A 24,988-nucleotide genomic window follows, 5' to 3' on the forward strand; every position below is an offset into this window, starting at 1 on the left:
AGGCTGCAGCCCGTCGCGGGCCCCCGGACGCCGGCGCGGGCGCTGACGCCAAGCAGCCTCGCCCGGGCCTCGGTGCGCTCCGCGTCCACCGTCAGGTCAAGGAGTCCCCGGGCCGGGCCGAGGAGGGCCATGCGCGGCAGGATGTCCCGCTCGATCACGAAGTCGGCCGGCAGGCCGGCGACGAAGACCCCCGAGCACAGCTGCTTGGCACTGTAACCGGTGGCCACCTTCGCCGCATCGAGGCCCTGCCAGACCGCCCAGCCAACGACACCGGTAAGGCACAGGCCCACCGCCACCTTGATCTTTCCCATGGTCACCCCCATTACTCGAAGCGTCGATCATAGCCCAGTGAGCACGCTGCGCCAGCGGCAGGACCCCGTCGGTCGGGCGGGAGCTGTTACCATGGCGCCAGCACAGGAGACCAGCATGAGTGACCTCGACTTCGACCTTTTCGTCATCGGCGCCGGCAGCGGCGGCGTGCGCGCCGCGCGCATGGCCGCCGGCTTTGGCGCGCGCGTCGCCATCGCGGAGGACCGCTATCTCGGTGGCACCTGCGTCAACGTCGGCTGCGTACCGAAGAAACTGTACGTTTATGCGTCCGAGTTCGGTAAGGGCTTCGCCGACGCCCGGGAGTTCGGCTGGAACAGCACCGTTGAAGGTTTCGACTGGCACACGCTGCGAGACAACAAGAAGAACGAGATCGCCCGCCTGAATGCCGTCTACCGGAACCTGCTCCGGGGCGCCGACGCCACCCTCATCGACGGGCGCGCCCGCATCCTCAACGCCAACACGGTCGCCGTTGGCGACGACCACTACACCACTTCCCGGATTCTCATCGCCACCGGGGGCTGGCCGTCGGTGCCGGATATTCCCGGACGCGAGCACGCAATCACCTCGAACGAGATCTTCGACCTGGCTGAGTTCCCCGAGCGGCTGGTCGTCGTCGGCGGCGGCTACATCGCCGTGGAGTTTGCCGGCATCTTCAACGGCCTCGGCTCTAAGGTGACCCAGCTCTACCGCGGGCCCCTGTTCCTCCGCGGCTTCGATGCCGATATCCGCGGTCATGCGGCCCAGGAAATTCGCAAGACCGGCGTGGACCTGCGCTTCGAGACGAACGTGGAGGCCATCGAACAGGCCGCGAACGGCTACCGGCTGCTGCTCAATGACGGCAGCTTCCTCGAGGCAGACGCAGTGCTCTATGCCACGGGCCGCCAGCCCCATCTTGAAGGACTGGGTCTTGAGAACGTCGACGTCGAGCTCACCAGCCACGGCACCATCGCCGTGGACGAGCACTTCCGCACCAGCGAACACAACATCTTTGCCCTCGGCGACGTGATCGGTGGCATGGAGCTGACCCCCGTGGCCCTTGCCGAGGGCATGGCCTTTGCCCGCCACGAGTTCGGCGACCCGAAGAAGCCCGTGGACTACGACTTCATCCCTACGGCCGTGTTCTGCCAGCCCAATATCGGCACCGTCGGCTTCACGGAGGAGCAGGCCGAGCGCGAGTTCGGCGAGATTACCCTCTACAAGACCGACTTCCGGCCCATGAAGCACACCATCAGCGGCCGCGACGAGCGCACCTTCATGAAGCTCATTGTCGACGATGCCACGAACCGCGTGGTCGGTGTGCACATGATGGGCCCCGATGCCGGCGAGATCATCCAGGGCATCGCTATCGCGCTGAAGGCCGGCGCGACCAAGGAAACCTTCGACAGCACCATCGGTATTCATCCTACCGCCGCCGAGGAATTCGTCACCATGCGCGAACCCTGGAGCGAGGACTGACCGACCGGAAAAAGCCAACAGAAGAAACGGTAACGCCATGATCGACGTGCAGCACCTGTCGCGTCGCTACGGCATGACAACCGCCGTAGACGACGTCTCTTTCACGATCAGTGACCAGGCGATCATCGGCCTGCTCGGCCATAACGGGGCCGGGAAAACGACCATGATGAAGATGCTGAGCGGCTACCTGGAGCCCTCGGCGGGCAGCATCCATATCGGCGGCCACAACCTCGACGGCGACAGTGCTGCGGTGCAGCGAGGCCTCGGCTACCTGCCGGAAAACCTCCCGATCTACCCGGACATGCTGGTCGCCGACTACCTCGACTACGCCGCAACTCTCAAAGGCATCGGCCGCGGCGAACGCCCCCGGGCCCTGCGCCGCGCCATCGACGCGACCAGCCTCGGCGACCGGCTGCTCGACCCCATCGGCAAGCTCTCCCGGGGCTACCGGCAGCGGGTAGGCGTCGCCCAGGCGATCCTCGGCGAGCCCTCGCTGCTGATCCTCGACGAGCCGACCAACGGCCTCGATCCGGCTCAGACCGCGCAGATGCGCGCGCTTATCCGCGACCTGGCACGGGGCGCAACGGTGATTCTCTCCACGCACATCATGCAGGAGGTCGACGCCCTCTGTGAGCGGGTGCTTGTGCTCGCCGGCGGCCGCCTCGTACTCGACGAGCATCTGACCCGGCTCCGGGAGGACAACACGCTGATCCTGCGCGCCGGCACGGACGCCGCGGACCTCGCCGGCGCCCTCGGCCGGCTGCCGCAGGTGCTCACCGTGACCGCCGACGGCGGTGACGGCGGTGACGGCGGACAGTGCTTTACCCTCGCCCTGCACCCGGGCACGGAGCGAGATACGGCAGCGGGTAATATCGCCCGCTGCGTGCTCGACAGCGGTGCACGCCTTTATCAGCTGGCGCCGCGCCTTCGCGACCTCGACAGGGTCCTGCGCGAACTGACCGCCCCGGAAGGAGCCCGCCATGACTGATAACATCGTCCTGCGGGTCGCGCAGAAAGAACTGCGCCTTTTCTTCGCCTCGCCGGTGGCCTGGTTCTTCCTCGGCAGCTTCAGCGCCGTAACGCTGTTCATCTTTTTCTGGGTGGAGGCGTTCTTTGCCCGCAACATCGCCGACGTGCGACCGCTCTTCGAGTGGCTGCCGCTGCTGCTGATCTTCCTCGCCGCGGCGCTCACCATGCGCATGTGGAGCGAGGAGCGGCGAGCCGGCACCCTGGAGCACGTACTCACCCAGCCGGTTCCCCTATGGCAGTTTGTCGCCGGCAAGTTTCTCGCCTGCGTCACTCTGCTGCTCCTCGCTCTGGTGACAACGCTGCCGCTGCCGCTGACCGTAGCCTGGCTCGGCAACCTCGACTGGGGCCCGGTGCTCGCCGGCTACCTGGCCACCGCACTTCTCGGCGCGGCGTATCTGAGCATCGGTCTGTTCGTCTCAGCGCGCACGGACAACGCCATGGTCAGCCTTATGGGCAGTGTGCTCCTCGCCGGGCTGCTGTACATGCTCGGCAGCCCGCTGCTCACGGGCTTCTTCGGCGACAATGTGGGCGGCGTGCTGCGCCTCCTCGGTACCGGCTCTCGCTTCGACAGTATTACCCGTGGCGTCATCGATGCGCGCGACCTGTACTACTACGGCGCGGTCTGCGGCATCTTCCTGGTGCTTAACGTGTATACACTGGAAAGCGAGCGCTGGGCCGCCGGAGCACACCCCCGGCACCGCCGCTGGCGCCTCGCCACAGGCCTGCTGATCGCCAACCTCCTGCTCGGGGCGGTCTGGCTGCAGCGGCTGCCGATGCTCCGCGCCGACGTCACCGAGGGCCAGCTCTATTCGATCTCGGCGCCGACCCACGATGTGCTCACCCGCCTGCAGGAGCCGCTGCTCATCCGCGGCTATTTCAGCGAGCGGACGCATCCGCTTCTCGCCCCGCTCGTGCCCCAGCTCAAGGATCTGCTGCGCGAGTACGCCATCGCCGGTGGCGACCGGGTGCGCGTGGAATTTGTCGATCCGGCCCGGGAGCCGGCGAAGGAACAGGAAGCCAATGAGGAGTATGGCATCAACGCCAGGCCCTTCCAGGTCGCAGACCGTTACCAGTCTGCCCTGGTAAATGCCTATTTCGATGTCCTCGTACAGTACGGCGGCGAGTACGAGACGCTCTCCTTTGGTGACCTCATTGAGGTTAAGACCGGTACCGGCGGGCAGCCGGAGGTCGTGCTGCGCAATCCGGAATTCGACGTGACCCGCGCCGTGCGCGACGTGCTCTACGCTTATCAGGCCGGCGGCAACCTCTTCGAACAGCTGGACGGGCCGATCACCTTTACCGCCTATGCCTCCCGGGACGAACTGCTGCCGCAGCTGCTCCGGGACTACCGGGACGAGATCCGCCCGGTCCTCGACGAGCAGGCTGCGAACAGCGGTGGCAGGTTCCGCGTCGAATTCATCGAGCCGGAGGCCGGCGACGGCGCCGTGGCAGAGCGGCTCGAGGAGGAATGGGGATTCCAGCCCATGCTCGCCGGGCTCGACGACCCGCGGGAGTTTTACTTCTACCTGACCCTTGAGGACGACCATCAGGTCGTGCAGCTGCCCACAAGCAACTTCGACCCGGACAGCTTTCTCACCAGCCTGGAGGCCGGCATCAAACGCTTCGCCAGCGGCTTTACCAAAACCGTGGCACTGGTGCTGCCGGACAGCGAGCCACAATTCCCGGGCATGCCGCCGTCCGGGCACAGCTTCGCGACCCTTGAGCAGGGGGTGACCCGGGAGTACAGCATCCTGCGGGAGGACCTCTCCGACGGCAGCGTGGCGCCGTCCGCCGACCTGCTGGTGCTCATGGCGCCGGAGGACCTGGACGAGCGCTCGGTCTTTGCCGTGGACCAGTACCTGATGCGCGGAGGCACGGTAATCCTGGCCAGCTCGAACTTCTCTGTGGAACTCAATGGTGACCGGCTGCGCATGCGCGAGCTCGACAGCGGCCTTCGCGACTGGCTGGCCAAGCAGGGCCTTCGCATTGCCGACACCCTGGTGCTCGACCGCCAGCACGGAGCCTTTCCCGTGCCCGTGGTGCGCCGCATCGGCGGCTACGAGTTCCGCGATATGCAGTTTGTCGACTACCCCTATTTTCTCGACCTGCGCGAGCCCGGCCTCAACGGTGAGCACCCGGTCACCGCGGGGCTGCCGAACCTGACCCTGGCCTGGGCCTCACCGGTGGACGTCACCGGCGGCGAAGGAAAAACCGTCACGTCCCTGCTCACCAGCTCGCCGGAGAGCTGGCGCTCTGATGCCCGCGACGTGATGCCGGGCGAGGACACCACCAGCGGCGATGCGCTGGCACCGGGGACGGCGTCGCTGGCGCCGGAGACCGTGGGCGTGCTGGTGCAGGGCCGCTTCGACAGCGCCTTCGAGGCGGTGCCGCCGGCCCCTGAGCCGGCTGGCGAAGGCGAGGAAGCCGCTGACGCCGGGGACGACTTCGGCGGGCTCGTGCGCCGCTCGCCGGCCTCCGCGCGGCTGCTCGTGATCGGCTCCAATGACTTTGCCAGCGACCAGGTGCTATCGGGGCTGGTGGCCGCCAGCGGCACTCAGTACCTGAGCCCCATAGAACTGCTCCTCGGCGCCGTGGACTGGGCTCTTGCCGACGGCAGCCTGCTGGAGATCCGCTCCCGCGCCCACTTCAACCGCACCCTGCCGCCGCTGGAGGAAGGCGCACAGGCCCGGATCGAGTACCTCAACTATGGCCTTGCCCTGATACTCCTCGGCCTCATCGCCGTCGTGCACCAGCTGCGCCAGCGGCAGCGCCGCAACCGCTACGGGAGGATTCTCGCATGAACCGTTTCCTGCTACCGGGTCTCGCCATGTTGCTGGCCCTGCAGCTGCTGGTAGCGGCGACGGTGTACTGGCCTGCTACCGACGACAATATCGCCAGCGCGCTGCCCCTGCTCAGGGCAGACGTTGCAGCCAGCGCCGACGGCCTGCGGATCAGCGATGACGAGGGCGCCGCTGCCCGGCTGATCCGCACGGACGACGGCTGGGCCCTGGCAGCCAGCGGGCTGCCCGTTGCCCCGGGGCGCGTGGCGACGCTGCTCAGCACACTGGAGGCAGATCCCGGCTGGCCGATGGCACAAAGCGCCTCTGCCCGGGAGCGCTTCGCCGTGGACGAAGAGGCCTACGAGCGGCGGATCGAGCTGTTGTCGGGGGAGGACGTCCTCGCCACAGTTTTCCTCGGCAGCGCTCCCGGCTTCCGCCAGGTGTACGCTCGCGAAGCCGGCAGCGAAGCCATCTACAGCATCGACTTCAACGCCTACGATGCGCCCACGGACGACAGCGGCTGGCTGGACCGCGGCCTCGCCGCCATCCCTGCCCCGTCAGCGGTGCGCTGGGATGGGCACCGGCTGGAGAGCGGTGACGATGGCTGGCGCCTCGACGGCTCCGCGGTGGAAGACGGCGCGGCCGACGATCTCGTGCGCGCCCTCGAGGGACTGCAGGTGACGGCGGTGGCAGAGGCGCCCCCGCAGGCTGCACAGGCCCGTACCCTCGCCGTTCGCAGCGGCGGGCAGGCGATCGAGCTCACCTTTGTTGCAGAAGACGAGGCACACTTCCTGAAGTCCAGTGACTGGGCGCCGTGGTTCATGATCAGCCGCTACGACCACGACCGCATCGTAGACAGCCTGGGGGCGCTGACGGGCGGCGGCGGGGACACCGCCGGGGAAACGGGAGAAGAAGCCGAAGCAATTGCCCCGGAGGCTGCCACGCCCTAGGGGCCTTGGGGCCGCGTCGCGACGAGACGCCGCCCACGCACTGCATTAAGGCCCCCTGAGGGAGGCGCGTCCTGCGCCGCCAGGGGCCCCACCGGGGGCCCTTGCGTTCAGTCCTTCAGCCGCTCGAGGATCGAAGAGAAGTCCCGCGACCCGTTACCGCCCGCCTGGTGGGCCTCGTAGAGCTTGCGGGCCAGCTGACCCAGCTGGTTGTCCACGCCCGCCTGGCCGGCGATAGCCATGGCGAGGCCGAGATCCTTGACCATCAGATCGACCATAAAGCCCGGCTGATAGTCATTGCTGGCCGGTACCCCGTCCATGACGCCGGGGTAGGGGTTGTACACCTCGAGGGACCAGTTGCGGCCGGAGCTGGCGAGCATGATCTCGGACAGCACCTTCGGGTCAAGGCCATTGCGGACGCCCATTTCCAGCGCCTCGCAGGTGCCGAGCATATGGATGGCAAGCAGCATATTGTTGCAGCCCTTGGCCACCTGCCCGGCGCCGGCGGGGCCGGCGTGGAAGATGTTCCTGCCCATGGCTGACAGCACCACGCGGGCCTTCTCGAAGGTCATGGCATCGCCGCCACACATGAAGGCGAGCGTCCCGGCCTTGGCCGCCGCAACGCCGCCGGAGACCGGTGAGTCCATGAAGCCGATGCCCCGGGCGGCAGCGGCCTCGCCCACCTCCCGCGCCGTCGGCGCATCGATGGTGCTGCAGTCGAGCACCGTCACATTGGCGTCGAGGCGCGCCAGCAGCCCATCGTCACCGAGGTAGAGATCCTTGACGTGCCGGCCCGCCGGCAGCATCGAGATGACGCAGTCGGCGCCCTCGATCGCCGCCTGGGCGGAGTCGGCAACCATAGCCCCCTGCTCGGCGAGCGCCGCGCAGGCTTCCAGGACGAGGTCGAAGACGGTGACCGAATGGCCCGCGGTGAGGAGGTTTCCCGCCATGGGGCCTCCCATGTTGCCAAGGCCAATGAATGCAACGTGTGCCATGAGCTAGCTCCCGGAATTATCGTAGGTCGGCGAGGGGGTTCTGCGGCCAGGGCGGCAGAAAGAAACCGTCCAGGACACTCTCGGGCACAGCCCGGGAGTTCTCGTACTGCCAGGCCGGCTGCCGGTCCTTGTCGATAAGCAGCGCGCGCACGCCTTCCGCGAACTCCGGGTGGCGGACAATCCGCGTGGCCAGCACCACTTCGGCCTGAAACACCTCACGCAGCGACGCATGACGTGTCTGCTCCAGCTGCCGGTCGATCCAGCGCGCCGCCAGCGGCGATCCCTTGGCGAGGGCGTCGCGGGCCTTTGCGAGCCACTTGTCATCCGTATCGAGGGCGAGAATATTGTCGATCACCTGGTGGATATCGTCGCCGTCCGTGAGCCGACGGATGGTGTCGAGGTGTGCCTGCACCTGCGCGGGGGGCAGCTCATCGGCCCCGGCTTCAAACTCCCGCAGCAAGTGGCGGACAAGGCCGTGGTTGGCGGTCGCGTCTTCAGTCCAGGGTTGCGCCAGCAGGCGCTCTACCACAGCGTCGCGCCGGTCGGCGTTGATGAAGCGGTCTGCCAGGCCCAGGAACAGCGCGTCCGCCGCGTTGATGTTCGCCGCGGTCAGTGCGAGAAACCGGCCCGCCCCGCAGGGCATGTGGTTCAGAAACCAGCTGCCACCCACGTCCGGGAACAGGGCAATGGTCACCTCGGGCATGGCGATACGGGTCGTCGCCGTGACCACACGGTGACGGCAGCCCGCCATGATGCCGAGACCGCCGCCCATAACAATGCCGTGGCCCCAGCACACGATAGGCTTGGGGTAGCTGTGCAGCGTATAGTTCATGCGGTACTCGCGGGCAAAAAAAGCCTCCGCGTAGTCGCAGGGACCGCCCGGATTCTTCACCGCCGAGGCATGCAGCGCCTGCACATCGCCACCGGCGCAGAAGGCTTTTTCACCGGCCCCGGCAATGAACACAGCGCGGATGGCATCGTCGTTGCGCCAGCGGTCGAGCGCATCCTGCAGCAGGTCGACCATCTCCAGGGTGAGAGAATTGAGGGTCCTGGGTACGTTCAGCGTGAGCATGCCCACGGCGCCACTGGCCGCGGGCAGCTCCGATACAAGCACCGGTGCGTCGTCGCTCATGACAGCTCCTAGCAGTTCTTCCACACGGGTTCACGCTTCTCGAGGAAGGCATTGACCCCCTCGCGCTGGTCTTCGGTAGAGAACAGCTCGACGAAGCGCTCGCGCTCCCCGACGAGGCCGTCAGCCAGAGCCTTGTCGCGGGCCGAGTGAATGAGTGCCTTGCAGTGGGCCACGGAGGTCGGGCTCTGCTGTGCGGCCTGCTCGGCGAGGGCGAGAGCCCGATCAAGCGCCTCCCCCGCCGGGACCACTTCCTCGGCCAGGCCGATACGCTCGGCGGTCGCCGCGTCGATGCGCTCGTTGCAGAGGATCATGCGCTTGGCCCAGCCCTCGCCCACCAGCCACGCCAGGCGCTGGGTGCCGCCGGCGCAGGGCAGCAGCCCGACGCGCGCCTCCGGCAGAGCGAGCTTCGCATTCTCGGCCACCACGCGCAGATCGCAGGCCAGGGCGACCTCGAGGCCACCGCCCATGGCAAAGCCGTTGACGGCGGCGATGGACACCCCGCGAAAGTCCGCGAGAGCCTCGAAAGCCTCACCGAAAAGGCGCCCCATCTCTTCCGCCACGGCCGTATCGCCGTCGGCGAAGAGCTTGAGATCGGCCCCGGCAGAGAAGAACTTGTCGCCGGCGCCGGTGAGCACCAGGGCGTACACGGCGTCGGCGGCGTTCAGCTCCGCGACCAGGTCGCGCAGCGCCGGCAGGCTCTCCGTGTCCCAGGTATTGGCCGCGGGGTTGTCGATGGTGACCAGCGCGGTATGCCCGCGCAGCTCCACCTTGATCTTGTCGGATGTGCTGTTGATCATCGGATCACCTCCAGGGCACCTTCCATGAGTAAGCGTCGCGCGACGATCACGCGCATGATCTCGTTCGTGCCCTCGAGGATCTGATGCACCCGGGTGTCGCGCACGTAGCGCTCGAGGGGGTATTCGCGAATGTAGCCGTAGCCACCGAAGAGTTGCAGGGCATCATTGCAGACCTGAAAACCCGCGTCGGTGGCAAAGCGCTTGGCCATGGCGCAGTAGGTCGTCGCCTGCGGATCGCCGACGTCGAGCTTGCTCGCCGCCAGGCGGATCATCTGCCGCGCCGCCACCAGCTCCGTGAGCATATCGGCAAGCTTGAACTGCGTGCCCTGGAATTCGGCAATTGCGTTGCCGAACTGCCGCCGTTCCTGCACGTAGGCCGCCGCTTCCTTCAGCGCCTGCTGCGCCGTACCGACGCTGCAGGTGGCGATGTTGATGCGGCCGCCGTCGAGGCCCTCCATGGCAATGGAGAAGCCCTGCCCCTCCTCGCCGAGGCGGTTCTCAACGGGCACGCGTACGTTGTCGAAGCTGACCATGCGCGTGGGCTGGGCGTTCCAGCCCATTTTCTCTTCTTTTTTACCGTAGCTGATCCCGGGCGCGTCCGCGGGGACCAGCAGTGCGGAGATGCCCTTAGGGCCCGGGTCTCCGGTACGCAGCATGACGACCAGCACATCTGTATCGCCGGCGCCGGAGATGAACACCTTGGCGCCGTTGATCACATAGTCGTCGCCATCGCGCTCGGCGCGGGTGCGCAGCGACGCGGCATCCGAGCCGGCACCCGGCTCGGTCAGGCAGTAGGAGGCGAGCTTTGTGCCGGCGACCAGCTCCGGGCACCAGGCCTCGATGACCGCCTCCCGGCAGTACTTGCCGATCATGCTTGTGGCCATATTGTGGATCGTCAGGAAGGCCGTCGTGGTGGTGCAGCCGCGGGCCAGCTCCTCGACGATGAGGCTGGCGTCGAGCCGGCCCATACCGAGGCCGCCGGCAGCTTCCGGGGTGTACATGCCCATAAAGCCCAGCTCGCCGGCGGCGGCAAGGGCATCCTTGGGGAAAATCGCCTCCGCATCCCAGCGCGCGGCGTTCGGGGCGAGGACATCCTCGGCGAAGGCGCGCGCACTGTCCGCGAAGGCCTGCTGCTCTGCAGACAGGGTGAAATCCATGGCTGTTCTCCTCGCCGATGCCGGCCTAGCGGAGGTTGATGCTCATGTTCGGCTCGCTGCCGGCGGCTTCCGGCTCGGCGTGGCGCCAGCGGGCGGTGATCGTCTTGGTCTCCGTGTAGAAGCGGACCGCCTGCTTGCCGTAGGGGTGCAGGTCGCCGCGGAAGGAGCCACGCCAGCCGCTGAAGTTGAAGAAGGGCAGCGGCACCGGGATCGGGATATTGATGCCCACGTTGCCCACGGCCACCTCATGCTGGAACTTCCGGGCCGCGCCGCCAGAGGCGGTGAAGATCGACGTACCGTTACCGACTTCCAGCGAATTGATCTGCGCGATAGCCGCCTCAAGGGTGTCGGCCTGCATACAGCACAGCACCGGACCGAAGATCTCTTCCTTATAAATGGTCATGTCCGGGGTGACATCGCTGAAGATCGTCGGGCCGATCCAGTTGCCGTCCGGGAAGCCCTCCACGACGCAGTCGGAGCCATCCAGCATGCAGGTGGCGCCCTCCTCCTTGCCCTTGGCAATGAGGCTCAGTACCCGATCGCGGGCTGCGGTGGAAATGAGCGGACCATAGGCGGCGCCGGCATCATCCCATGCACCCGGGCGGGCCTTGCCGACGCGCTCGGCCAGTTCCGGGATCCAGCTGGCCGCCTCACCGACAAAGAGCGCCACGGAAATGGCCATACAGCGCTGACCCGCGGCGCCTACGGAAGCGCCCACCAGCGCGTTGAGCACACCGTCCTTGTCGGCATCGGGCATGATGACCATATGGTTCTTGGCGCCCATCATGCACTGGACACGCTTGCCTGCTGCCGTCGCGTTGCGATAGATGATCTCGCCGACCCGGGAGGAGCCCACGAAAGACACGGCCTGGATGTCCGGGTGCGCCAGCAGTTGATCCACCTGCGGCACACTGCCGTGTACGACATTGAGCACGCCTTCGGGGGCGCCGGCCTCGGCAAACAGCTCGGCGAGGCGCATGGGCGTCAGCGGGACCTGCTCCGAGGGCTTGAGGACGAAGGTGTTGCCGCAGGCAATAGCCAGGGGGAACATCCACAGCGGCAGCATGGCCGGAAAGTTGAACGGCGTAATACCCAGGCAGACACCCAGAGGCTGGGTAAGGCTGTAGCTGTCGATACCGCCGGCGACATTCTCAACCGTCTCGCCCATGAGCAGAGAGGGGATGTTGGCCGCGTGCTCGACCACCTCGATGCCACGCCAGACGTCACCCTTGGCGTCCTCAAAGGTCTTGCCCGTGTCGCGGGCGAGGAGCTCGCCGAGCTCGTCGTGGTGCGCCTTCAACAGAGCCTGATAACGCAACATAAGGCGGGCGCGCTCCGGCACGGGTACCTCGCGCCAGCTCTGGAAAGCCTCCTTGGCCGCGGCGACGGCGACGTCAACCTCGTCTGCGGTGGCCAGGGGCACTTCCGTGAGCACGGCCTGGGTAGCCGGATCGAGTACCGGCAGCCACTCCTGGCTGCTGCTCTGGATGAACTCGCCATTGATGAACAGCGGAACCTGGGCAGGCATGGTGTACCTCATCATCTGTTATCACTTAAGGACCTCGAACGGTATCACCCGCCGACGCCAGCTGCCATTGACGAAATTGTGAATGACATGGACGATATTGCGGCAATGGGAATTATACCGCACAGGCTGTGAGCAGGCCCTCCGACTGGCCCCTGCCGAAGGATGGCGTCAGGCTGCTGACGCCGGCTTTTGTGCTGGCGTCACTGGAGAAAGACCCGCTGACCCGCGATTGCTACCCAACGGCCATGGGTTACTATCCGAGAGCCAGGGACCACCGCATGCGCCGCCAGGCTCCGGACGACAACCTGCTTCTTTACTGCACCGCCGGCGGCGGCTGGCTGGAATCGGCAGGAGGACGCCAGTCCGTACGCGCCGGCGACCTGGTGCTACTGCCGGCAGGGGCCTCCCATGGCTACGGCGCCAACCGGCGCGACCCCTGGACCCTCTACTGGGTGCATTTCCGCGGCGCCGCCAGCGACAGCTTCATCGAACGCCTGGGCTTCCAGCCCGGCCGGGCGGTGCAGGACGCGGGCGTGAACCCCGCTCTGGAAGGAAGCTTCGACAGCCTCCTGGCCGTGCGCAGTACCGGCTATAACCTGCTCGCCTATGTCGATGCCGCCAACCATCTGCGCCACCTCATGACCCGCTTCGCCCTCGCCGTGCGCCAGCGGCTCACCGGCCGCCCCGGCGGGCTGGACCTCGCCGCCATCCAGAGCTTCATGCGCAGCCGCCTCGACGGCCAGCTCAGCCTCGACGAGCTCGCCGGCGTGGCCAATCTCTCGCGCTACCACTTCGTCAGCCGCTACCGGGCACTCACCGGTGTGCCGCCGATCCGCCACTTCCTGCAGATGAAGATGGAGTCCGCCTGCCGGCTTCTCGATGACCCCGACCGCAGCGTCAAGGCCGTGAGCGCGGCCCTCGGCTACACAGACGCGCTGTACTTTTCCCGTGCCTTCAAGAGCGTTGTAGGGCTGTCGCCACAGGCCTACCGGGCCTCCGTCAAGCGCTGAAATTAATGGCCGTATACATGCATGTTGCAGGCTTTTAGCCGCAGATAGCCGTGCGATAGCATCTTTTTCCTGCCTGCAACCTTCGCCACTCTGCTACACTTTCCGAAACGCCCCGACCGTTCGAGGACAGAACCATGCGCTCGCTCACCCCCCTGCTGTTGACGTTGCTCCTGGCGGGCTGCATCAGCGGCATCGAAACAGAACCCGCAGACACGGCCCGCTTTGCCGCCGGCAGCTACCAGAGCTACGCCTGGCGCCGGCCGGCCCTGCCGGTGGAGGGCACAGGAGCGGACAGTATCTACCAACTCGACCCGGTGCTGCGGGCCGCAGTGGACGAGACGCTCGCCACCAAGGGTTACCGGCGCGTGACCGACAATCCTGATTTCCTGGTCGACTATATTGCGGCCGCGGGGCTGAGCCTCGGCGAGGTGAGCCAGAGCGCCGCCAATGTGAGCTACCGGCCGGCGGCGGTGCCAAACCGCAATATCGACCAGGCCTCTATCGACAACGCCTACGCCCTGGGCACGGTGCGAGAGACCGCCAATATCGGCATTATTCTTTTCGACGCAGCGGCGCAGGAGGCCGTCTGGAACGTGCGCATCAGCAAAATCATCGAGGACAGGAACCGCGTCAACGCCGACGTGGCCCGCCGCGCCATCCGCCAGGGGCTGCGCACGCTGCCGGAGGCGCCCTGAATTACTCGTAGACCGCCGGATTCGCGCAGTGCGGCATGCGCTCACCACGCAAGGCGGCAAGGGCATTGGCGGCGGCAAGATCAGCCATGCGCCGGCGCGTCAGGGCCGTAGCGCTGCCGATATGTGGAGCCAGTACCGTGTTCGGCGCTGTCAGCAGCGGGCTCTCGGCCGGCAGCGGCTCCCGCTCGTACACATCCAGGCCGGCGCCGCCGAGGTGGCCACTGATCAGAGCATCGGCGAGGGCAGCCTCGTCCACGATACCGCCCCGGGCCGTGTTGATGAGCACCGCCCCCGGGCGCAGCTGCGCCAGGCGCTGCGCATCGAGGAGGCCACGGGTCTGTGGCGCCAGCGCCACATGGACGCTCACAAAGTCGCTCGCGGCGAGCACGTCGTCGAGGGGCAGCACCTCGACGCCCGGCACGGTGCGCGGGCTCCGGTTCCAGGCCACGACGCGCATGCCGAAGGCCGCCGCGCGACGAGCCACGGCCCGGGCGATGGCACCGAGGCCGACGAGACCGAGGGTGGCGCCGGCGAGATCCCTGCCGAGGAAGAAATCCGGCGACCAGGCGGTTTCCGGGCGCCAGTGGCCGCCGCGGACAAACGCATCGGCTTCCGCGATACGCCGCGCCGCGGCCAGTAGGAGAGCAAAGGCCGTGTCGGCGGTGGCGTCGACCAGCACCCCGGGGGTGTGGCCCACAGGGATGCCGCGGCCGGTGGCGGCCTCAAGGTCCACATGGTCCAGGCCCACGGAGACACTGCTGATGAAACGCAGCCGCGGTGCCGCCGCCAGCAGCGCCGCGTCGATACGGTCCGTGAGCAGGCAGACAACGCCGTCCGCGGCCGCCAACGCCAAGCGCAGCCGGTCGGCGGGCAGGAGGCCGGGGCCGGACCAGCAGTCCATGTCGCAGTGCTGGCCAAGTTCGGCAATGCGCTTACCCGGCAGCGCGTGCGTAAGGTAAATGTGAGACAAGATATTCTCCCCGCCGCCACGGGCCAGGAACCCGACGGGGGCCCGGCGGTCAAAGCAACACTAACGATACGGTGAACATAGCATGAGCCAGGATCAACAGGTGCTGAACGGGGACTTCCGCCAGCGCCTGACCATCGACACCCAGGACCTGCCCTGGTCCCCGAGCCCCGGCGGCCACGTGCAACGCAAGCGCCTGCACCTGGTCGGCCGCGCCGAAGCAGGCCAGGTCACGTCCCTTGTGCGCTATGAACCCGGCGCCCGCTTTCCGCGTCACGACCACCCGGAAGGCGAGGAGATCCTGGTCCTTGAGGGTGTTTTTTCCGACGATCGCGGCCATTGGCCGGCGGGCACCTACCTGCTTAACCCGGAGGGCTATTCCCACGCGCCCTACTCGGAGGACGGCTGCACGCTGTTCGTGAAGCTGCGCCAGTACCCGGGGAACGACCGGGAAAAGATCGCCCTCGAGACCGCCGACCAGCCCTGGCGCGGCAGCGTGCGCAAGGGTGTGGCCTGGAAGAAGCTCTACGCCCAGGAGCCCTACGCCGACTCCGCCCGCCTTGAACGCTGGGAGGAGCCGGCCTCCCTGGGCACGCTCACCTTCCCGGCCGGCGCGGAAATCCTTGTGCTGGCGGGCGCCTTCACCGACGACTACGGTACCTACCGGCGCTGGAGCTGGCTGCGCATCCCCGCCGGCGGTACGCTGGCACCAACCGGCGGCGAGTACTGCGAGCTCTACGTCAAGGAAGGCGGCTTTGCCTACCTCCGCGAGGCGGCCTGAGCCGCGCCGACGTCCCGGCCGATAGCGGACAGGGCGCTAGATGGTGATGCCACCATCGACGAGGATCGTCTCCCCGTTGATGTAGCTGCCGGCCTCGGAGACGAGGAGCAGCACCGTGCCGGCCATCTCCTGCGGCTCCGCGTGCCTGCCCATGGGGATCTGCTCCATGGCGCGCTTGTAGATCTCCTCGTGCTCAAAAAGAGCACCGGCGAACTTCGTCTTCGTCAGCCCCGGCAGCAGTGCGTTGCAGCGGATGCCCAGGGGGCCGCACTCCTTGGCGAAGACCCGGGTCATATTCACCACCGCGGCCTTGGTGATGGAATAGATGCCCTGCAGGGGGCCGGGCTGAATGGCGTTGATGGACGCCGTATTCACAATCGCACCGCCACCCTGTTCCTTCATCAGCTTGCCGGCCTCGACGGACATGAAGAAATAGCCGCGGATGTTCACATCGACAGTCTTCTGGAAGGCACCCAAGTCCGTATCGAGCACGTGACCGAAATAGGGGTTGGTCGCAGCGTTGTTAACCAGGATATCGAGACGGCCATGGTCCTCACGGATCCGTGCCATGGTGCCGTGGATATCGTCCATGTTGCCGACGTGGCAGGCCATGGCCTCGGCGCTCCCGCCGGCCGCACGGATACTCGCTGCAACCGCCTCGCAGTCCGGCGCCTTGCGGCTGGACACAATCACGTGGGCCCCCTGCTCGGCGAGCAGGCGGGCGATGGCTTCGCCGATACCGCGGCTGGCACCGCTGACGAAAGCAATTTTTCCGTTCAGGTCAAAAAGGTGGGTAGCCATAGGGGAAACGCTCCTCTTGTGAATTTATACGGGATGCGGATGGTCGGCCTCGCGCGGCTGCACAAGGGCCCAGGAGAAATAAACCGCCACCACCACCGCGAAGCACAGCCACGCGGTGCGATAGCCGAAATGGGTGAGCAACAGGCCGGCCAGCAGCGGCCCGAGCACCCGGCCCCAGGCCGAGGCTGAGGCGGCCGCGCCCATCATGCGCCCGCGCAGGGCCGCGGGGGTGCGCCGGCTGGTGAGCGACTGCAGCACCGGCATGCACAAGGTGGCACCGGTGAGTCCGACAAAGACCGAGGCGAGCATGCCGACCATGCCGTTCGCGGCAGCAGCAATGCCGAGGCCCGCGAGGAACAGGCCGACGCAGACCCGCAGCAGCGGGATTTCCCCGGCGATGCGCACCAACGGGCCCATGAGCAGCCCCTGGCTGGTCGCCATGATCGCGCCCTGGATACCGAAGACGACACCCACCTCGTGCGGGCCCCAGGCCAGCAGGTCGCCCACCCAGAGGGGGAACAGGTAGGTAAAGGCGCTGACGCTCGACGTGTGCAGCACGAACTGGATCAGCAGCAGGCGGCTGCGGGTGCGTCCGAGCAGGGCCCAGGTGCTCTCCGCCGGCGCCGCGTCGCGCTCCGCCCGCTGCTCAGCCCGGTGCTTCGGCGGCAGGCTCTCACGCAGGAAGAACGCCGCGGCGGCCACGGCGAGCAGGGACATACCACCGGCAAAGAGGCAGGGAATGAGAAAGCTGCCATCGGCCGAGAGCAGGCCGCCGATCACCGGACCCAGTACCAGACCGAGGCCAAAGGCGGCCCCGATGAGGCCCATGCCGCGCGCGCGGTCGCCACTGCCCGTCAGGTCCGCCATCATCGCCGAGGCGACGCCGAGGTTGCCCGCCATAAGCCCGGCGCCGGCCCGGGCGGCGTAGATCATCCACAGCTCGCTGGCCATGGCGAGAAGGCCATAGCAGGCGGCAGCCCCGGTCATGCAGATCATGATCACCGGCTTGCGGCCGATGCGGTCCGACAGGCGACCCCAGAAAGGCCCGCAAAGCCCGGCGCAGACCGCATAGCTGGCGATGATCATGGCGATATCGAGCTTATCGGCGCCAAGGGTGGGCGACAAGAAGGGCAGGATCGGAATGACGATCCCGAAGCCGATCATGTCGAGGAGGACGACTCCGAAGAGCAGCGGCACTCAGCTGGCCCCGGCCGGCCGGTCAGTCACCGGTCCAGCGCCGGACCTCGTCGCTGTGCAGGCCGAAGAGATCCAGGGCACGGCCGGCACTCTGCGTCACGATCTCATCAACGCTGGCGGGACGGGTGTAAAAGGCGGGCACGGGCGGAGCCAGCACCGCGCCCATTTCGGCGAGGCGGGTCATGGTTTGCAGGTGACCCAGGTGCAGCGGTGTCTCGCGCACCATAAGCACGAGCCGGCGCCGCTCCTTGAGGACCACGTCGGCGGCGCGGGTCAGCAGCGTCGAAGTAACGCCGCTGGCAATCTCCGACATGGTGCGAATGGAGCAGGGGGCCACGAGCATGCCCGCGGTGAGGAAGGAACCGCTGGCGATGGCGGCGCCCACATGCTTCACCGGGTAGCAGACATCGGCGAGGGCCTGCACCTCCTTCGTGGTCAGCTCGAGTTCTTCCCGCAGGGTAAGCTCCGCCGACTTGCTCATGACCAGGTGCGTTTCCACACCGGCGGCGCGGAGCAGCTCGAGGGCGCGCACGCCAAGGGCGATCCCGGAGGCGCCGCTGATGCCGACGATGAGGCGGCGGGGAGCGTCAATCACCGAGCTGCTCCAGCATCGCGCGCATGCGCTCGTGGAGCAGGTTCACCGCCTTGAGGGGCCGTACCATTACCTTGAACTCGCTGATCAGCCCCTCACGGTTCACGGTAATGATATCGACTCCGTTGATCTCGATACCGTCGAGCATGCAGCTGAATTCGAGCACCGCGTGGGGCGCAGCAACCACTTCCTTTAGGTAGCGGAAACTGTCATTGAACACGTGCATGGCGCCGGCAAGATAGAGCGCTGTGCGCTCCCGGCCGACCTGCGGCGTGTGCACCACCGGGGAGTGAAAAACGCAGTCTTCGGCGAGAAGCTGCCCGAGCCGGGACGGGTCCCGGGCCTCGAGGATGTCATGCCATGTGGAGATTACCTGCATCGCCGCGCGCCTGCCGGAAAGAGCGCGCAAGCATGGCACAGGGCCCGCGCCAGCTCAAACAGGAGAGCCTCAGGGCAGGCCTGCGAGGAAGGCGTCGATGGCGCCGAGCGCCTCGGGCTCCGTGAGCATCGGCGCATGACCGACCCGCGGCACCTCCACCGCCGTGAGATCCGGATCGTGTTCGGCCATGCGCAGCACGCAGTCTGCGGCGAGAATGTCCGACAGCTCGCCGCGGACGACCAGCATGGGTTTGGCTGCCGCCGCGTCGAAAACGGGCCAGAGATCCGGCGGTACTGCCCCCGTTTCCTCCGGGTCGACCATGCCCTCGGCGATGGCCGGATCGTAGACGAGAACAGGGACGCCGTCCTGCTCAACGTAGAGATTACGGGTAAAGGCGAGCCATTCGTCGTCCGAGTAGTCAGGGAACGCCGCACCGTTGATCTCCCGGGTCTTCGCCACCGCCTCATCCCAGCTCGTGACCGGCGGGTTCTTGCCGACGTAGCGCTGAATGCGCGCAAGACCCACCGGGTCGATCTCCGGGCCGATGTCGTTGATGACCATGCCGGCAAAGCGCGCCGGCGCCTGCGCCGCCATGAGGAAACTCATGAGGCCGCCCATGGAGGTGCCGATGAGCGCGACGCGATCGAGGCCGAGGCCGTCCAGAAGCAGGAACATGTCCTGCACGTAGGTCAGCGGCGTGTAGTTGGCGGGCACCGGGTCCCACGCGGAGCGGCCGCGGCCGCGCTGCTCGGCGACGATCACCCGCCGTTCGGTCGCCAGGTGATCGGCCAGGCCGGCGAAATCGGCGGAATTGCGCGATAGCCCGTGCATGCACAGCACCGGCAGGGCACCGGCAGCGGGCCCCGGGTAATCCCGGGCGTAGAGGCGCAGGCCATCGGCGCTGTCGTACCAGTGATCGCGATAGTCAGCCATAGCGACGGTCTCCGTAGCGCTCGCGCAGTTCGCGCTTGAGCATCTTGCCGTTGGGGTTGCGCGGCAGTTCATCCACCAGCAGGAGGTCCGCGAGGCGCTGCTGTCGGCCGAGCTCACCGTTGGCCCAGGCCAGCAGCTCCCCGGCGTCGACCGCAGGGTTTGCCGGCACCACCAACGCCAGCGGCGTCTCGCCCCAGCGCTCGCTGGGCGCTGCAATCACGCCGGCATCCTCGATGCCCGGGTGAGTGACCAGCACCGCCTCGATATCCTGCGGATAGATGTTCTGCCCGCCCGACAGGATCATATCTTTCTTGCGATCGACGATGAACAGGAAGCCCTCATCGTCGACATAGCCGATATCGCCGGAGCGCAGCCAGACCCGACCGGCGGCGTCGACGTAGCGGGCCTCCGCATTGGCCTGGGGCCGGTTCCAGTAGCCAGGCATGGTGATGCGTCCGCGGGAGACGATCTCCCCCGCCTCTCCGGCGGCCCGGGGGCGGTCGTCGTCATCGATAATAGCGATATCCGTCCCGATCAGCGGACGGCCGACGGAATCCCAGCGCCCTTCGGCGTCCTCCGGTTCCAGCGTGGTGATGATGCCTTCGGTGAGCCCGTAGAGCTCGACGATACCGCAGGGAAAAGCGGCAAAAATGTCGCGCTTCAGACCCTCCCGGAGCGGCGAGCCGCAGCTCATCATGGCGTGCATCCCCGAGAGGTTCCGCGGGCGTTCACGCTGCTCGGCGACCGCCCGCTGGAACTGGATCGGCACCATGGCCGTGTGGGTGATGCCGTCCTGCTCGACCGCATCGAGGAAGGCCCCGGCGTCGAAGCGCTCGTGCACCACCAGCGTCCCGCCCGCGAGCAGCGTGGTGAGCATGGCCACCCAGGAGATATTCGAGTAGAGACCGATGGTCAGCAGGGTCCGCGCAGCGCCGTGGTAGCGCAGGGCGATGGCCAGGTCATAGGCCCAGTCGCGCCGCCCCCGGTGGGTATGCAGGATACCCTTGGGCAGCCCGGTGGTGCCGGAGCTATAGATAATGTTAAGGGGAGCGTCCGGGTCGAGGGCGAGCGCCTGCGCCGGCAGCGTCGCGGGCTGGCCCGCGCAGAGCCCATCAATCGTCTCCCAGCCATCGCCGCCGGGACCACTGCTGACCCAGAGCACTACGCTGTCCGGCAGACGCTCCCGCAGAGCGGCAAGCCGGGGTTGCAGGTCTGCAGTGACCACCAGGGCGCGGATGCCCGCATCGCCGAGCATGGCGACCACCGCCTCGTCGTTCACAGACAGGTTCAGCGGCACGGACACAGCGCCGGCGGCGAGGGTCCCGAACAGCGTCTGCACCATGGCCAGGCCGTTGCTCATGAGCACACCGACGCGGTCGCCGGGAGCGATGCCGCGGCTCAACAGGCCGTGGGCGAAGCGGTGATTGGCCGCGCAGAAGGCGGCCCAGTCCAGGGTCTCACCCGCGCAGCAGACTGCCGGGCGCGGGCCCCGCCACTTGCCGTGCAGGGCCAGGATTTCCGGCAACAGCGGTGCCGGGGACGGAAAACGGTCCACGGTAAATCTCCAGCGTTGAACAATCCGCGGCCGGAAAACCCGGCCGCGGCAGGGCTACCTCAGAAGCGGTACTCGACCGTGGCCGTCCAGGTCCGCGGCGGCCCGAAGAACACCGTGGTGTTGTCCTCGAGACCGAGGGCCGAGGGGCAGCCGGAGGTGGCGGCAAAGCCGAAGCAGTAGCCGGCGGTACGGTACTCCTCGTCGGCGAGGTTCTTGCCATGCAGGCCCACGAGCCAGGCATCGTCCGCCGACAGCCAGGTAATGCTGGCATTGAACAGGCTGTAGGCCTCCTGATCGATGAACTCGTTGGCGATCTCGAACTGGGTGATGTCGCCCTTGTAGGACCAGTTACCCGACAGGCGCAGGTCGCCACCAGCGAGCGGCACATCGTAGTTGAGGGCGAGGAAGGCCATCTCCTCCGGCGTATTCTGGATCGCGCGCTGATCGGCGACGTTCTGCCCGGCGACGATCCACTCCTTGATCTCGGCGTCGAGCAGGCTCAGGGCATACTGGGCGCTGAAGTTTTCCGTGAACAGGAAGCTGCCCTCAACCTCGATACCGCTGATCTCCGACTCGCCGGCATTGGTCACCGTGCCGACAAAGCTGTCGTTGACGCCATCACCGTCGCCGTCCACGCCGATGGAGCCCGGGATCTGCATATCCTGATACTCGCTGTAGAACAGGGCGATGTTGGTGAGCGCCCGACCGCCCCACCAGGTGGCCTTGAGGCCCGCCTCCCAGGAGTGCAGTTCCTCGGCGTCGAAGCCCTGCTCCACCTCCGGCGACAGCAGATTGGCGCCGCGGGGGTCGAAGCTGCCGGCCTTCCAGCCCTTGCTGTAGCCGGCGTAGACGGTAGCGTCCTCGGTCAGCCGGTAGCTGATATTCAAGCGCGGTGAGGTGTCGTCATAGGTCTGGTCGGCCTCGTAGTCCGAGGTCGCCGCGAGCAGGATAGCCGAGTCGTTGCCCAGGAACGGCGAGCCGGTGCCGAGATAGTTGCCGCGGAAGATGTCCGCCCGCCGTTCGTCCTCCGTGTAGCGCACGCCCACGGCGATGGAGAGGCGCTCCGTCAGTTCGTAGGTGACATCGGCGAAGACGGACCAGGCCTCCGTTTCCACCACGCCACCGGTATAAGCGGTGATGCCGCCCGGCACGAGCTGACCCAGGACCACGTCGAAGTCGTTGGAGGCCTCTGCGTCGAGGTAGTAGTAACCCAGCACGGCATTGACCCGATCGGTATTCCAGAGCAGCTGGAACTCCTGACTGAACTGCTCGTTGTCATAGACCACCGGCGCGTCGAAGTCGGGCACCGCCAGGCCATCGAAATCGATGACGGACTCCGTGTAGTCCTCCCGGTCTGCGGTGATGGAGCGCAGGGTAAGGGTGTCGCTGAGCTGCCAGTCGACGGAGACCATCCAGCCCTCGTTCTCGACGCTGTTATTGCCGTTAATACCGGCGGTGGTCGGGAGCACGGCGGCGCCGGCGGTGGTGTCAAAGACATCCCCCAGCACCGGCGCGCCGCTGGCCGCGCCCGGAAAGGGTCGCCAGCCGGCGACGGGGTTGGAGTCGTCTTCCGTCTTGTCATAGGCCAGGCGCATCAGCAGTCGCTCGCTGGGCTCGAACTCGGCGGACAGGCGGTAACCGAGGATATCCTTGTTGTACTGATCCTCACCGGTGGTGAAATTATCGCCGAACCCGTCGCGCTGGAAGGATGCGACGGTTCCGCCAAGGCGGAAGCTGTCGCTCACAGGCACGGACACGGTGCCGACAAAATCCATCTGGTCGTAGGCCCCGTAGGAGGCGCGCACCCGGCCCTCGAATTCGTCGGAGAGGCGCCGGGTCACGTACTTGATCGCGCCGCCGACCGCGTTGCGGCCGTAGAGCGTGCCCTGGGGGCCGCGCAGGACTTCGACGCGCTCCACATCGTAGAGGTCGAGCATGGCGCCCTGGGGCCGTGCGAGGTAGACGTCATCGAGGTACAGGGCCACGCCCTGCTCGAAGCCCGCCAGCGGGTCCTGCTGGCCGACACCGCGGATGAAGGCCGTGAGCGTGGTGTTGGTGGCGCGGGTGGGCTCAAGGGTGACGCTGGGCACGGACTGGGCGAGCTCGGAGATATCCGAGAAACCGCGCAGGGCGAGTTCCTGGCCGGTGAGCGCCGTCACCGCGATGGGCACATCCTGCAGGCTCTCCTCCCGGCGCCGCGCCGTCACAACAACCTCTTCAACGGTCAGGGACCGCTCCTGGGCGACGGCGGCAAGGCCCGGGAATGCCAGCGCCGAACTCGCAGCGATGGCGGCAACAAGGGGATGACGAACGTGGGTACGTTGCATGGCGGACACCTTTTCATTCGTTATGAGTTATTGGACGCCACCTGTCGGCGACGCTTTTCAACAAGTGTTGAACAGCGCTGAGGCTATTCAACGGATGTTGAATTGTCAAGCGCCCGGCGGGGGCGGGTGGCCGCGAGCCCCGTCAGGCCAAAGGCCAGGGCCGCCAGGATCCCCCAGGTGGCGGACACGGCAGGGTTTTCGATCCCGAAACCCAGGTTGAGCAGCAGATGCCCGCCGAGGCCGATGCCGGCAGCACCGGTCACCACCCAGAGCGGAATATGCCGGCGCACCAGCACACCGAAGAGCACTGGCACCAGAGAGGCAGCAGCGAGGCCGTAGACGCCCTTCTGCGCAAACAGACCGATAAGCGGCGGCGGCTCCCAGGCCAGCGCCAGGCCGATCGCGCCAACAGCCACCAGCACCCAGCGCGAGAGCGCCAGCCCGCTCCCGTCGGAGCCGGTGAGCGGGCGGACGATATCAGTCACCACCATGGCCGAAAGGGCGACGAGGATGCCGTCGAGGGTACTCATACCCGCGGCGAGCAGGGTGATGAAGATGAACACGAGCACGTACTCGCCCCAGGGCGAGCTGCCGAACTCGTGCAGCAGGTATTCGCGCACCACCGTGTCCTGTGCGTCTATCTCCAGCCCCGCAAGCCGGGCGTAGAAGCCGATCATGAGCATGAGCGTAAACAGGGCGCCCACCACCACCGTGGTGCCGATGAACAGGCCGATGTCGCGCTCGCTGCGCAGGTAGAGAACCTTGGTGAGAATATGCGGCTGCAGCATGAGCGCGAAGGTGATGACAAAGCCGCTGACGAACACGGAGAAGAAATCGAAATAGAGACGGCTGGACGGATTGTAGGCGGCCGCATAGTCCGCGCCGATGCGCGCCAGGGCCCCGGCCGCATCACCACCGAAATAGCGATAGCCCTGCAGGAACAGCACCGCGGTAACCGCCAGCATCATTACGCCCTGCAGGGTGTTCGTATAGGCATGCGCATAGGTACCCCCCATAAGCACATAGGAGAAGACGAACAGCAGCACCCCCACCAGCGCCGTCTTCTGGTCCACCGGGAAGAGCCCGGTCACCAGCAGACTGCAGCCCACGAGAATCAGCACCACAAAGGTGATGGACAGCAGATTGATGAAGGCGAAGAAGAGACTGAAGCCCCGGTGGTTGTAACGATAGAAGATCCACTGGGGAATGGTGAGGGCCGCATGGGTTTCGCCGAGGCGCAGGAAGCCGCGGGTAAGCACCAGGAAGGCACTGAGGATACCGAGGGAGCCGGCAACGCCGAAGTGCAGGTAGGCGGAAAGTCCGTGCTGGTAGACGAAGCCCGGGTTGATGACAAAGGTCGCCGTGGAGGCGATCGAGGCGGCCAGGGTGATGCCCACTACTACCGGGTGCATGTCCTTGTTGCCGATGGAGAAGCCGGCGACGCTGGCGGTGCGGCGCATACCGACGACCGAGAGGCCGTAAACGAGCAGCGCGTAAGCGCCCACCAGGAGGTACTTGAAGAGTTCCGGAGTCATGCCCCTCGTCCTTATCGTTATCGGTCGTTATCGTCTGCAGGGTCGCGGCAGCGTATTCAACGGTTG

Annotated in this window: 21 protein-coding genes and 1 pseudogene; 7 read left to right on the forward strand and 15 right to left on the reverse strand. The window is 66.8% G+C overall.

Going from position 1 to position 24,988, the window contains the following annotated elements; translation table 11 throughout:
* Window positions 1-311: pseudogene (locus tag HRUBRA_RS06180) on the reverse strand (serine hydrolase domain-containing protein); the annotation flags it as partial.
* A gap of 115 nt (window positions 312-426) precedes the next feature.
* On the opposite strand from HRUBRA_RS06180, the gene gorA reads away from it, so the two are divergent.
* From gorA to HRUBRA_RS14650, 4 genes are read left to right on the forward strand one after another with little or no spacing between them, the layout of a single operon-like run.
* Window positions 427-1,785, forward strand: a complete 1,359-nt coding sequence (gene gorA / locus HRUBRA_RS06185; protein WP_035515527.1) for a glutathione-disulfide reductase — start codon at window positions 427-429, stop codon at window positions 1,783-1,785.
* 37 nt (window positions 1,786-1,822) lie between these two features.
* Entirely contained in the window at window positions 1,823-2,773 is a 951-nt protein-coding gene (locus tag HRUBRA_RS06190; RefSeq protein WP_035515529.1) for an ABC transporter ATP-binding protein, read from the forward strand.
* Window positions 2,766-5,615 (forward strand): Gldg family protein, encoded by a 2,850-nt coding sequence (locus tag HRUBRA_RS06195; protein ID WP_035515531.1) that lies wholly within the window; start codon window positions 2,766-2,768, stop codon window positions 5,613-5,615. The genes HRUBRA_RS06190 and HRUBRA_RS06195 overlap by 8 nt, the downstream gene beginning before the upstream one ends.
* A complete protein-coding gene (locus HRUBRA_RS14650) occupies window positions 5,612-6,544 on the forward strand; it encodes a DUF4340 domain-containing protein (RefSeq protein WP_052094461.1) in 933 nt (310 codons plus the stop codon). The genes HRUBRA_RS06195 and HRUBRA_RS14650 overlap by 4 nt, the downstream gene beginning before the upstream one ends.
* 107 nt (window positions 6,545-6,651) lie before the next feature.
* On the opposite strand, the gene mmsB is transcribed toward HRUBRA_RS14650, so the two are convergent.
* Genes mmsB through HRUBRA_RS06225 form a run of 5 tightly spaced genes read right to left on the reverse strand, consistent with a single transcriptional unit; the run spans window position 6,652 to window position 12,150 of the window.
* Window positions 6,652-7,536 (reverse strand): 3-hydroxyisobutyrate dehydrogenase, encoded by an 885-nt coding sequence (gene mmsB / locus HRUBRA_RS06205; protein ID WP_035515533.1) that lies wholly within the window; start codon window positions 7,534-7,536, stop codon window positions 6,652-6,654.
* Window positions 7,537-7,552: 16 nt separating this feature from the next.
* Window positions 7,553-8,668 carry an enoyl-CoA hydratase/isomerase family protein gene (locus HRUBRA_RS06210; RefSeq protein WP_035515535.1) on the reverse strand — a complete coding sequence of 372 codons (1,116 nt, stop codon included), beginning with the start codon at window positions 8,666-8,668 and terminating at the stop codon, window positions 7,553-7,555.
* Window positions 8,669-8,676: 8 nt separating this feature from the next.
* Window positions 8,677-9,465 carry an enoyl-CoA hydratase gene (locus HRUBRA_RS06215; RefSeq protein WP_035515536.1) on the reverse strand — a complete coding sequence of 263 codons (789 nt, stop codon included), beginning with the start codon at window positions 9,463-9,465 and terminating at the stop codon, window positions 8,677-8,679.
* Entirely contained in the window at window positions 9,462-10,622 is a 1,161-nt protein-coding gene (locus HRUBRA_RS06220) for an acyl-CoA dehydrogenase family protein (protein WP_035515537.1), read from the reverse strand. The genes HRUBRA_RS06215 and HRUBRA_RS06220 overlap by 4 nt, the downstream gene beginning before the upstream one ends.
* Window positions 10,623-10,647: 25 nt before the next feature.
* Window positions 10,648-12,150, reverse strand: a complete 1,503-nt coding sequence (locus tag HRUBRA_RS06225; RefSeq protein ID WP_035515538.1) for a CoA-acylating methylmalonate-semialdehyde dehydrogenase — start codon at window positions 12,148-12,150, stop codon at window positions 10,648-10,650.
* Between the two features lie 128 nt (window positions 12,151-12,278).
* Here HRUBRA_RS06225 and HRUBRA_RS06230 point away from each other — a divergent pair, with 128 nt between their 5' ends.
* Together HRUBRA_RS06230 and HRUBRA_RS06235 are read left to right on the forward strand one after the other, a co-directional pair.
* Complete coding sequence (locus HRUBRA_RS06230; protein ID WP_035515540.1) at window positions 12,279-13,160, forward strand: AraC family transcriptional regulator; 882 nt, start codon at window positions 12,279-12,281, stop codon at window positions 13,158-13,160.
* A gap of 134 nt (window positions 13,161-13,294) precedes the next feature.
* Window positions 13,295-13,855: a DUF4136 domain-containing protein gene (locus HRUBRA_RS06235; protein WP_035515541.1), complete on the forward strand. Its 561-nt coding sequence runs from the start codon at window positions 13,295-13,297 to the stop codon at window positions 13,853-13,855.
* 1 nt (window position 13,856) lies between these two features.
* Here the strand turns inward: HRUBRA_RS06235 and HRUBRA_RS06240 are convergent, their stop codons facing one another.
* Window positions 13,857-14,825 (reverse strand): 2-hydroxyacid dehydrogenase, encoded by a 969-nt coding sequence (locus HRUBRA_RS06240; protein WP_035515544.1) that lies wholly within the window; start codon window positions 14,823-14,825, stop codon window positions 13,857-13,859.
* Between the two features lie 82 nt (window positions 14,826-14,907).
* Here HRUBRA_RS06240 and HRUBRA_RS06245 point away from each other — a divergent pair, with 82 nt between their 5' ends.
* Window positions 14,908-15,603, forward strand: coding sequence for a cupin domain-containing protein (locus HRUBRA_RS06245; RefSeq protein WP_035515545.1), 696 nt, complete (start codon window positions 14,908-14,910; stop codon window positions 15,601-15,603).
* Between the two features lie 36 nt (window positions 15,604-15,639).
* Here the strand turns inward: HRUBRA_RS06245 and HRUBRA_RS06250 are convergent, their stop codons facing one another.
* From HRUBRA_RS06250 to HRUBRA_RS06285, 8 genes are all read right to left on the reverse strand, one after another.
* Window positions 15,640-16,404, reverse strand: a complete 765-nt coding sequence (locus HRUBRA_RS06250) for an SDR family oxidoreductase (RefSeq protein ID WP_035515546.1) — start codon at window positions 16,402-16,404, stop codon at window positions 15,640-15,642.
* A gap of 24 nt (window positions 16,405-16,428) precedes the next feature.
* The gene (locus HRUBRA_RS06255; protein WP_035515547.1) at window positions 16,429-17,601 is read right to left on the reverse strand and encodes an MFS transporter; all 1,173 of its coding nucleotides are present in this window, start codon (window positions 17,599-17,601) and stop codon (window positions 16,429-16,431) included.
* Window positions 17,602-17,623: 22 nt separating this feature from the next.
* A complete protein-coding gene (locus HRUBRA_RS06260; RefSeq protein WP_035515626.1) occupies window positions 17,624-18,193 on the reverse strand; it encodes a UbiX family flavin prenyltransferase in 570 nt (189 codons plus the stop codon).
* Entirely contained in the window at window positions 18,189-18,572 is a 384-nt protein-coding gene (locus HRUBRA_RS06265) for a nuclear transport factor 2 family protein (RefSeq protein WP_035515548.1), read from the reverse strand. Before HRUBRA_RS06265 ends, HRUBRA_RS06260 begins: the two co-directional genes overlap by 5 nt.
* Before the next feature lie 69 nt (window positions 18,573-18,641).
* Window positions 18,642-19,505, reverse strand: coding sequence for an alpha/beta fold hydrolase (locus HRUBRA_RS06270; RefSeq protein ID WP_035515550.1), 864 nt, complete (start codon window positions 19,503-19,505; stop codon window positions 18,642-18,644).
* Window positions 19,498-21,060 (reverse strand): class I adenylate-forming enzyme family protein, encoded by a 1,563-nt coding sequence (locus tag HRUBRA_RS06275; RefSeq protein ID WP_035515551.1) that lies wholly within the window; start codon window positions 21,058-21,060, stop codon window positions 19,498-19,500. The genes HRUBRA_RS06270 and HRUBRA_RS06275 overlap by 8 nt, the downstream gene beginning before the upstream one ends.
* Before the next feature lie 59 nt (window positions 21,061-21,119).
* Window positions 21,120-23,387 carry a TonB-dependent receptor gene (locus HRUBRA_RS06280; RefSeq protein WP_035515553.1) on the reverse strand — a complete coding sequence of 756 codons (2,268 nt, stop codon included), beginning with the start codon at window positions 23,385-23,387 and terminating at the stop codon, window positions 21,120-21,122.
* A gap of 83 nt (window positions 23,388-23,470) precedes the next feature.
* Window positions 23,471-24,922, reverse strand: coding sequence for a sodium:solute symporter family transporter (locus HRUBRA_RS06285; RefSeq protein WP_052094462.1), 1,452 nt, complete (start codon window positions 24,920-24,922; stop codon window positions 23,471-23,473).
* Window positions 24,923-24,988 lie beyond the last annotated feature (66 nt).

Origin of the sequence: Pseudohaliea rubra DSM 19751, from assembly GCF_000764025.1 — a bacterium.
Taxonomy (GTDB): Bacteria; Pseudomonadota; Gammaproteobacteria; order Pseudomonadales; family Halieaceae; genus Pseudohaliea; species Pseudohaliea rubra.

Bases quoted from the DNA above. Each gene is read 5' to 3' on its own strand.
- gorA (WP_035515527.1), top strand. From the start codon at position 427: ATGAGTGACCTCGACTTCGACCTTTTCGTCATCGGCGCCGGCAGCGGC.
- HRUBRA_RS06190 (WP_035515529.1), top strand. From the start codon at position 1,823: ATGATCGACGTGCAGCACCTGTCGCGTCGCTACGGCATGACAACCGCC.
- HRUBRA_RS06195 (WP_035515531.1), top strand. From the start codon at position 2,766: ATGACTGATAACATCGTCCTGCGGGTCGCGCAGAAAGAACTGCGCCTT.
- HRUBRA_RS14650 (WP_052094461.1), top strand. From the start codon at position 5,612: ATGAACCGTTTCCTGCTACCGGGTCTCGCCATGTTGCTGGCCCTGCAG.
- mmsB (WP_035515533.1), bottom strand. From the start codon at position 7,536: ATGGCACACGTTGCATTCATTGGCCTTGGCAACATGGGAGGCCCCATG.
- HRUBRA_RS06210 (WP_035515535.1), bottom strand. From the start codon at position 8,668: ATGAGCGACGACGCACCGGTGCTTGTATCGGAGCTGCCCGCGGCCAGT.
- HRUBRA_RS06215 (WP_035515536.1), bottom strand. From the start codon at position 9,465: ATGATCAACAGCACATCCGACAAGATCAAGGTGGAGCTGCGCGGGCAT.
- HRUBRA_RS06220 (WP_035515537.1), bottom strand. From the start codon at position 10,622: ATGGATTTCACCCTGTCTGCAGAGCAGCAGGCCTTCGCGGACAGTGCG.
- HRUBRA_RS06225 (WP_035515538.1), bottom strand. From the start codon at position 12,150: ATGCCTGCCCAGGTTCCGCTGTTCATCAATGGCGAGTTCATCCAGAGC.
- HRUBRA_RS06235 (WP_035515541.1), top strand. From the start codon at position 13,295: ATGCGCTCGCTCACCCCCCTGCTGTTGACGTTGCTCCTGGCGGGCTGC.
- HRUBRA_RS06245 (WP_035515545.1), top strand. From the start codon at position 14,908: ATGAGCCAGGATCAACAGGTGCTGAACGGGGACTTCCGCCAGCGCCTG.
- HRUBRA_RS06250 (WP_035515546.1), bottom strand. From the start codon at position 16,404: ATGGCTACCCACCTTTTTGACCTGAACGGAAAAATTGCTTTCGTCAGC.
- HRUBRA_RS06265 (WP_035515548.1), bottom strand. From the start codon at position 18,572: ATGCAGGTAATCTCCACATGGCATGACATCCTCGAGGCCCGGGACCCG.
- HRUBRA_RS06270 (WP_035515550.1), bottom strand. From the start codon at position 19,505: ATGGCTGACTATCGCGATCACTGGTACGACAGCGCCGATGGCCTGCGC.
- HRUBRA_RS06280 (WP_035515553.1), bottom strand. From the start codon at position 23,387: ATGCAACGTACCCACGTTCGTCATCCCCTTGTTGCCGCCATCGCTGCG.
- HRUBRA_RS06285 (WP_052094462.1), bottom strand. From the start codon at position 24,922: ATGACTCCGGAACTCTTCAAGTACCTCCTGGTGGGCGCTTACGCGCTG.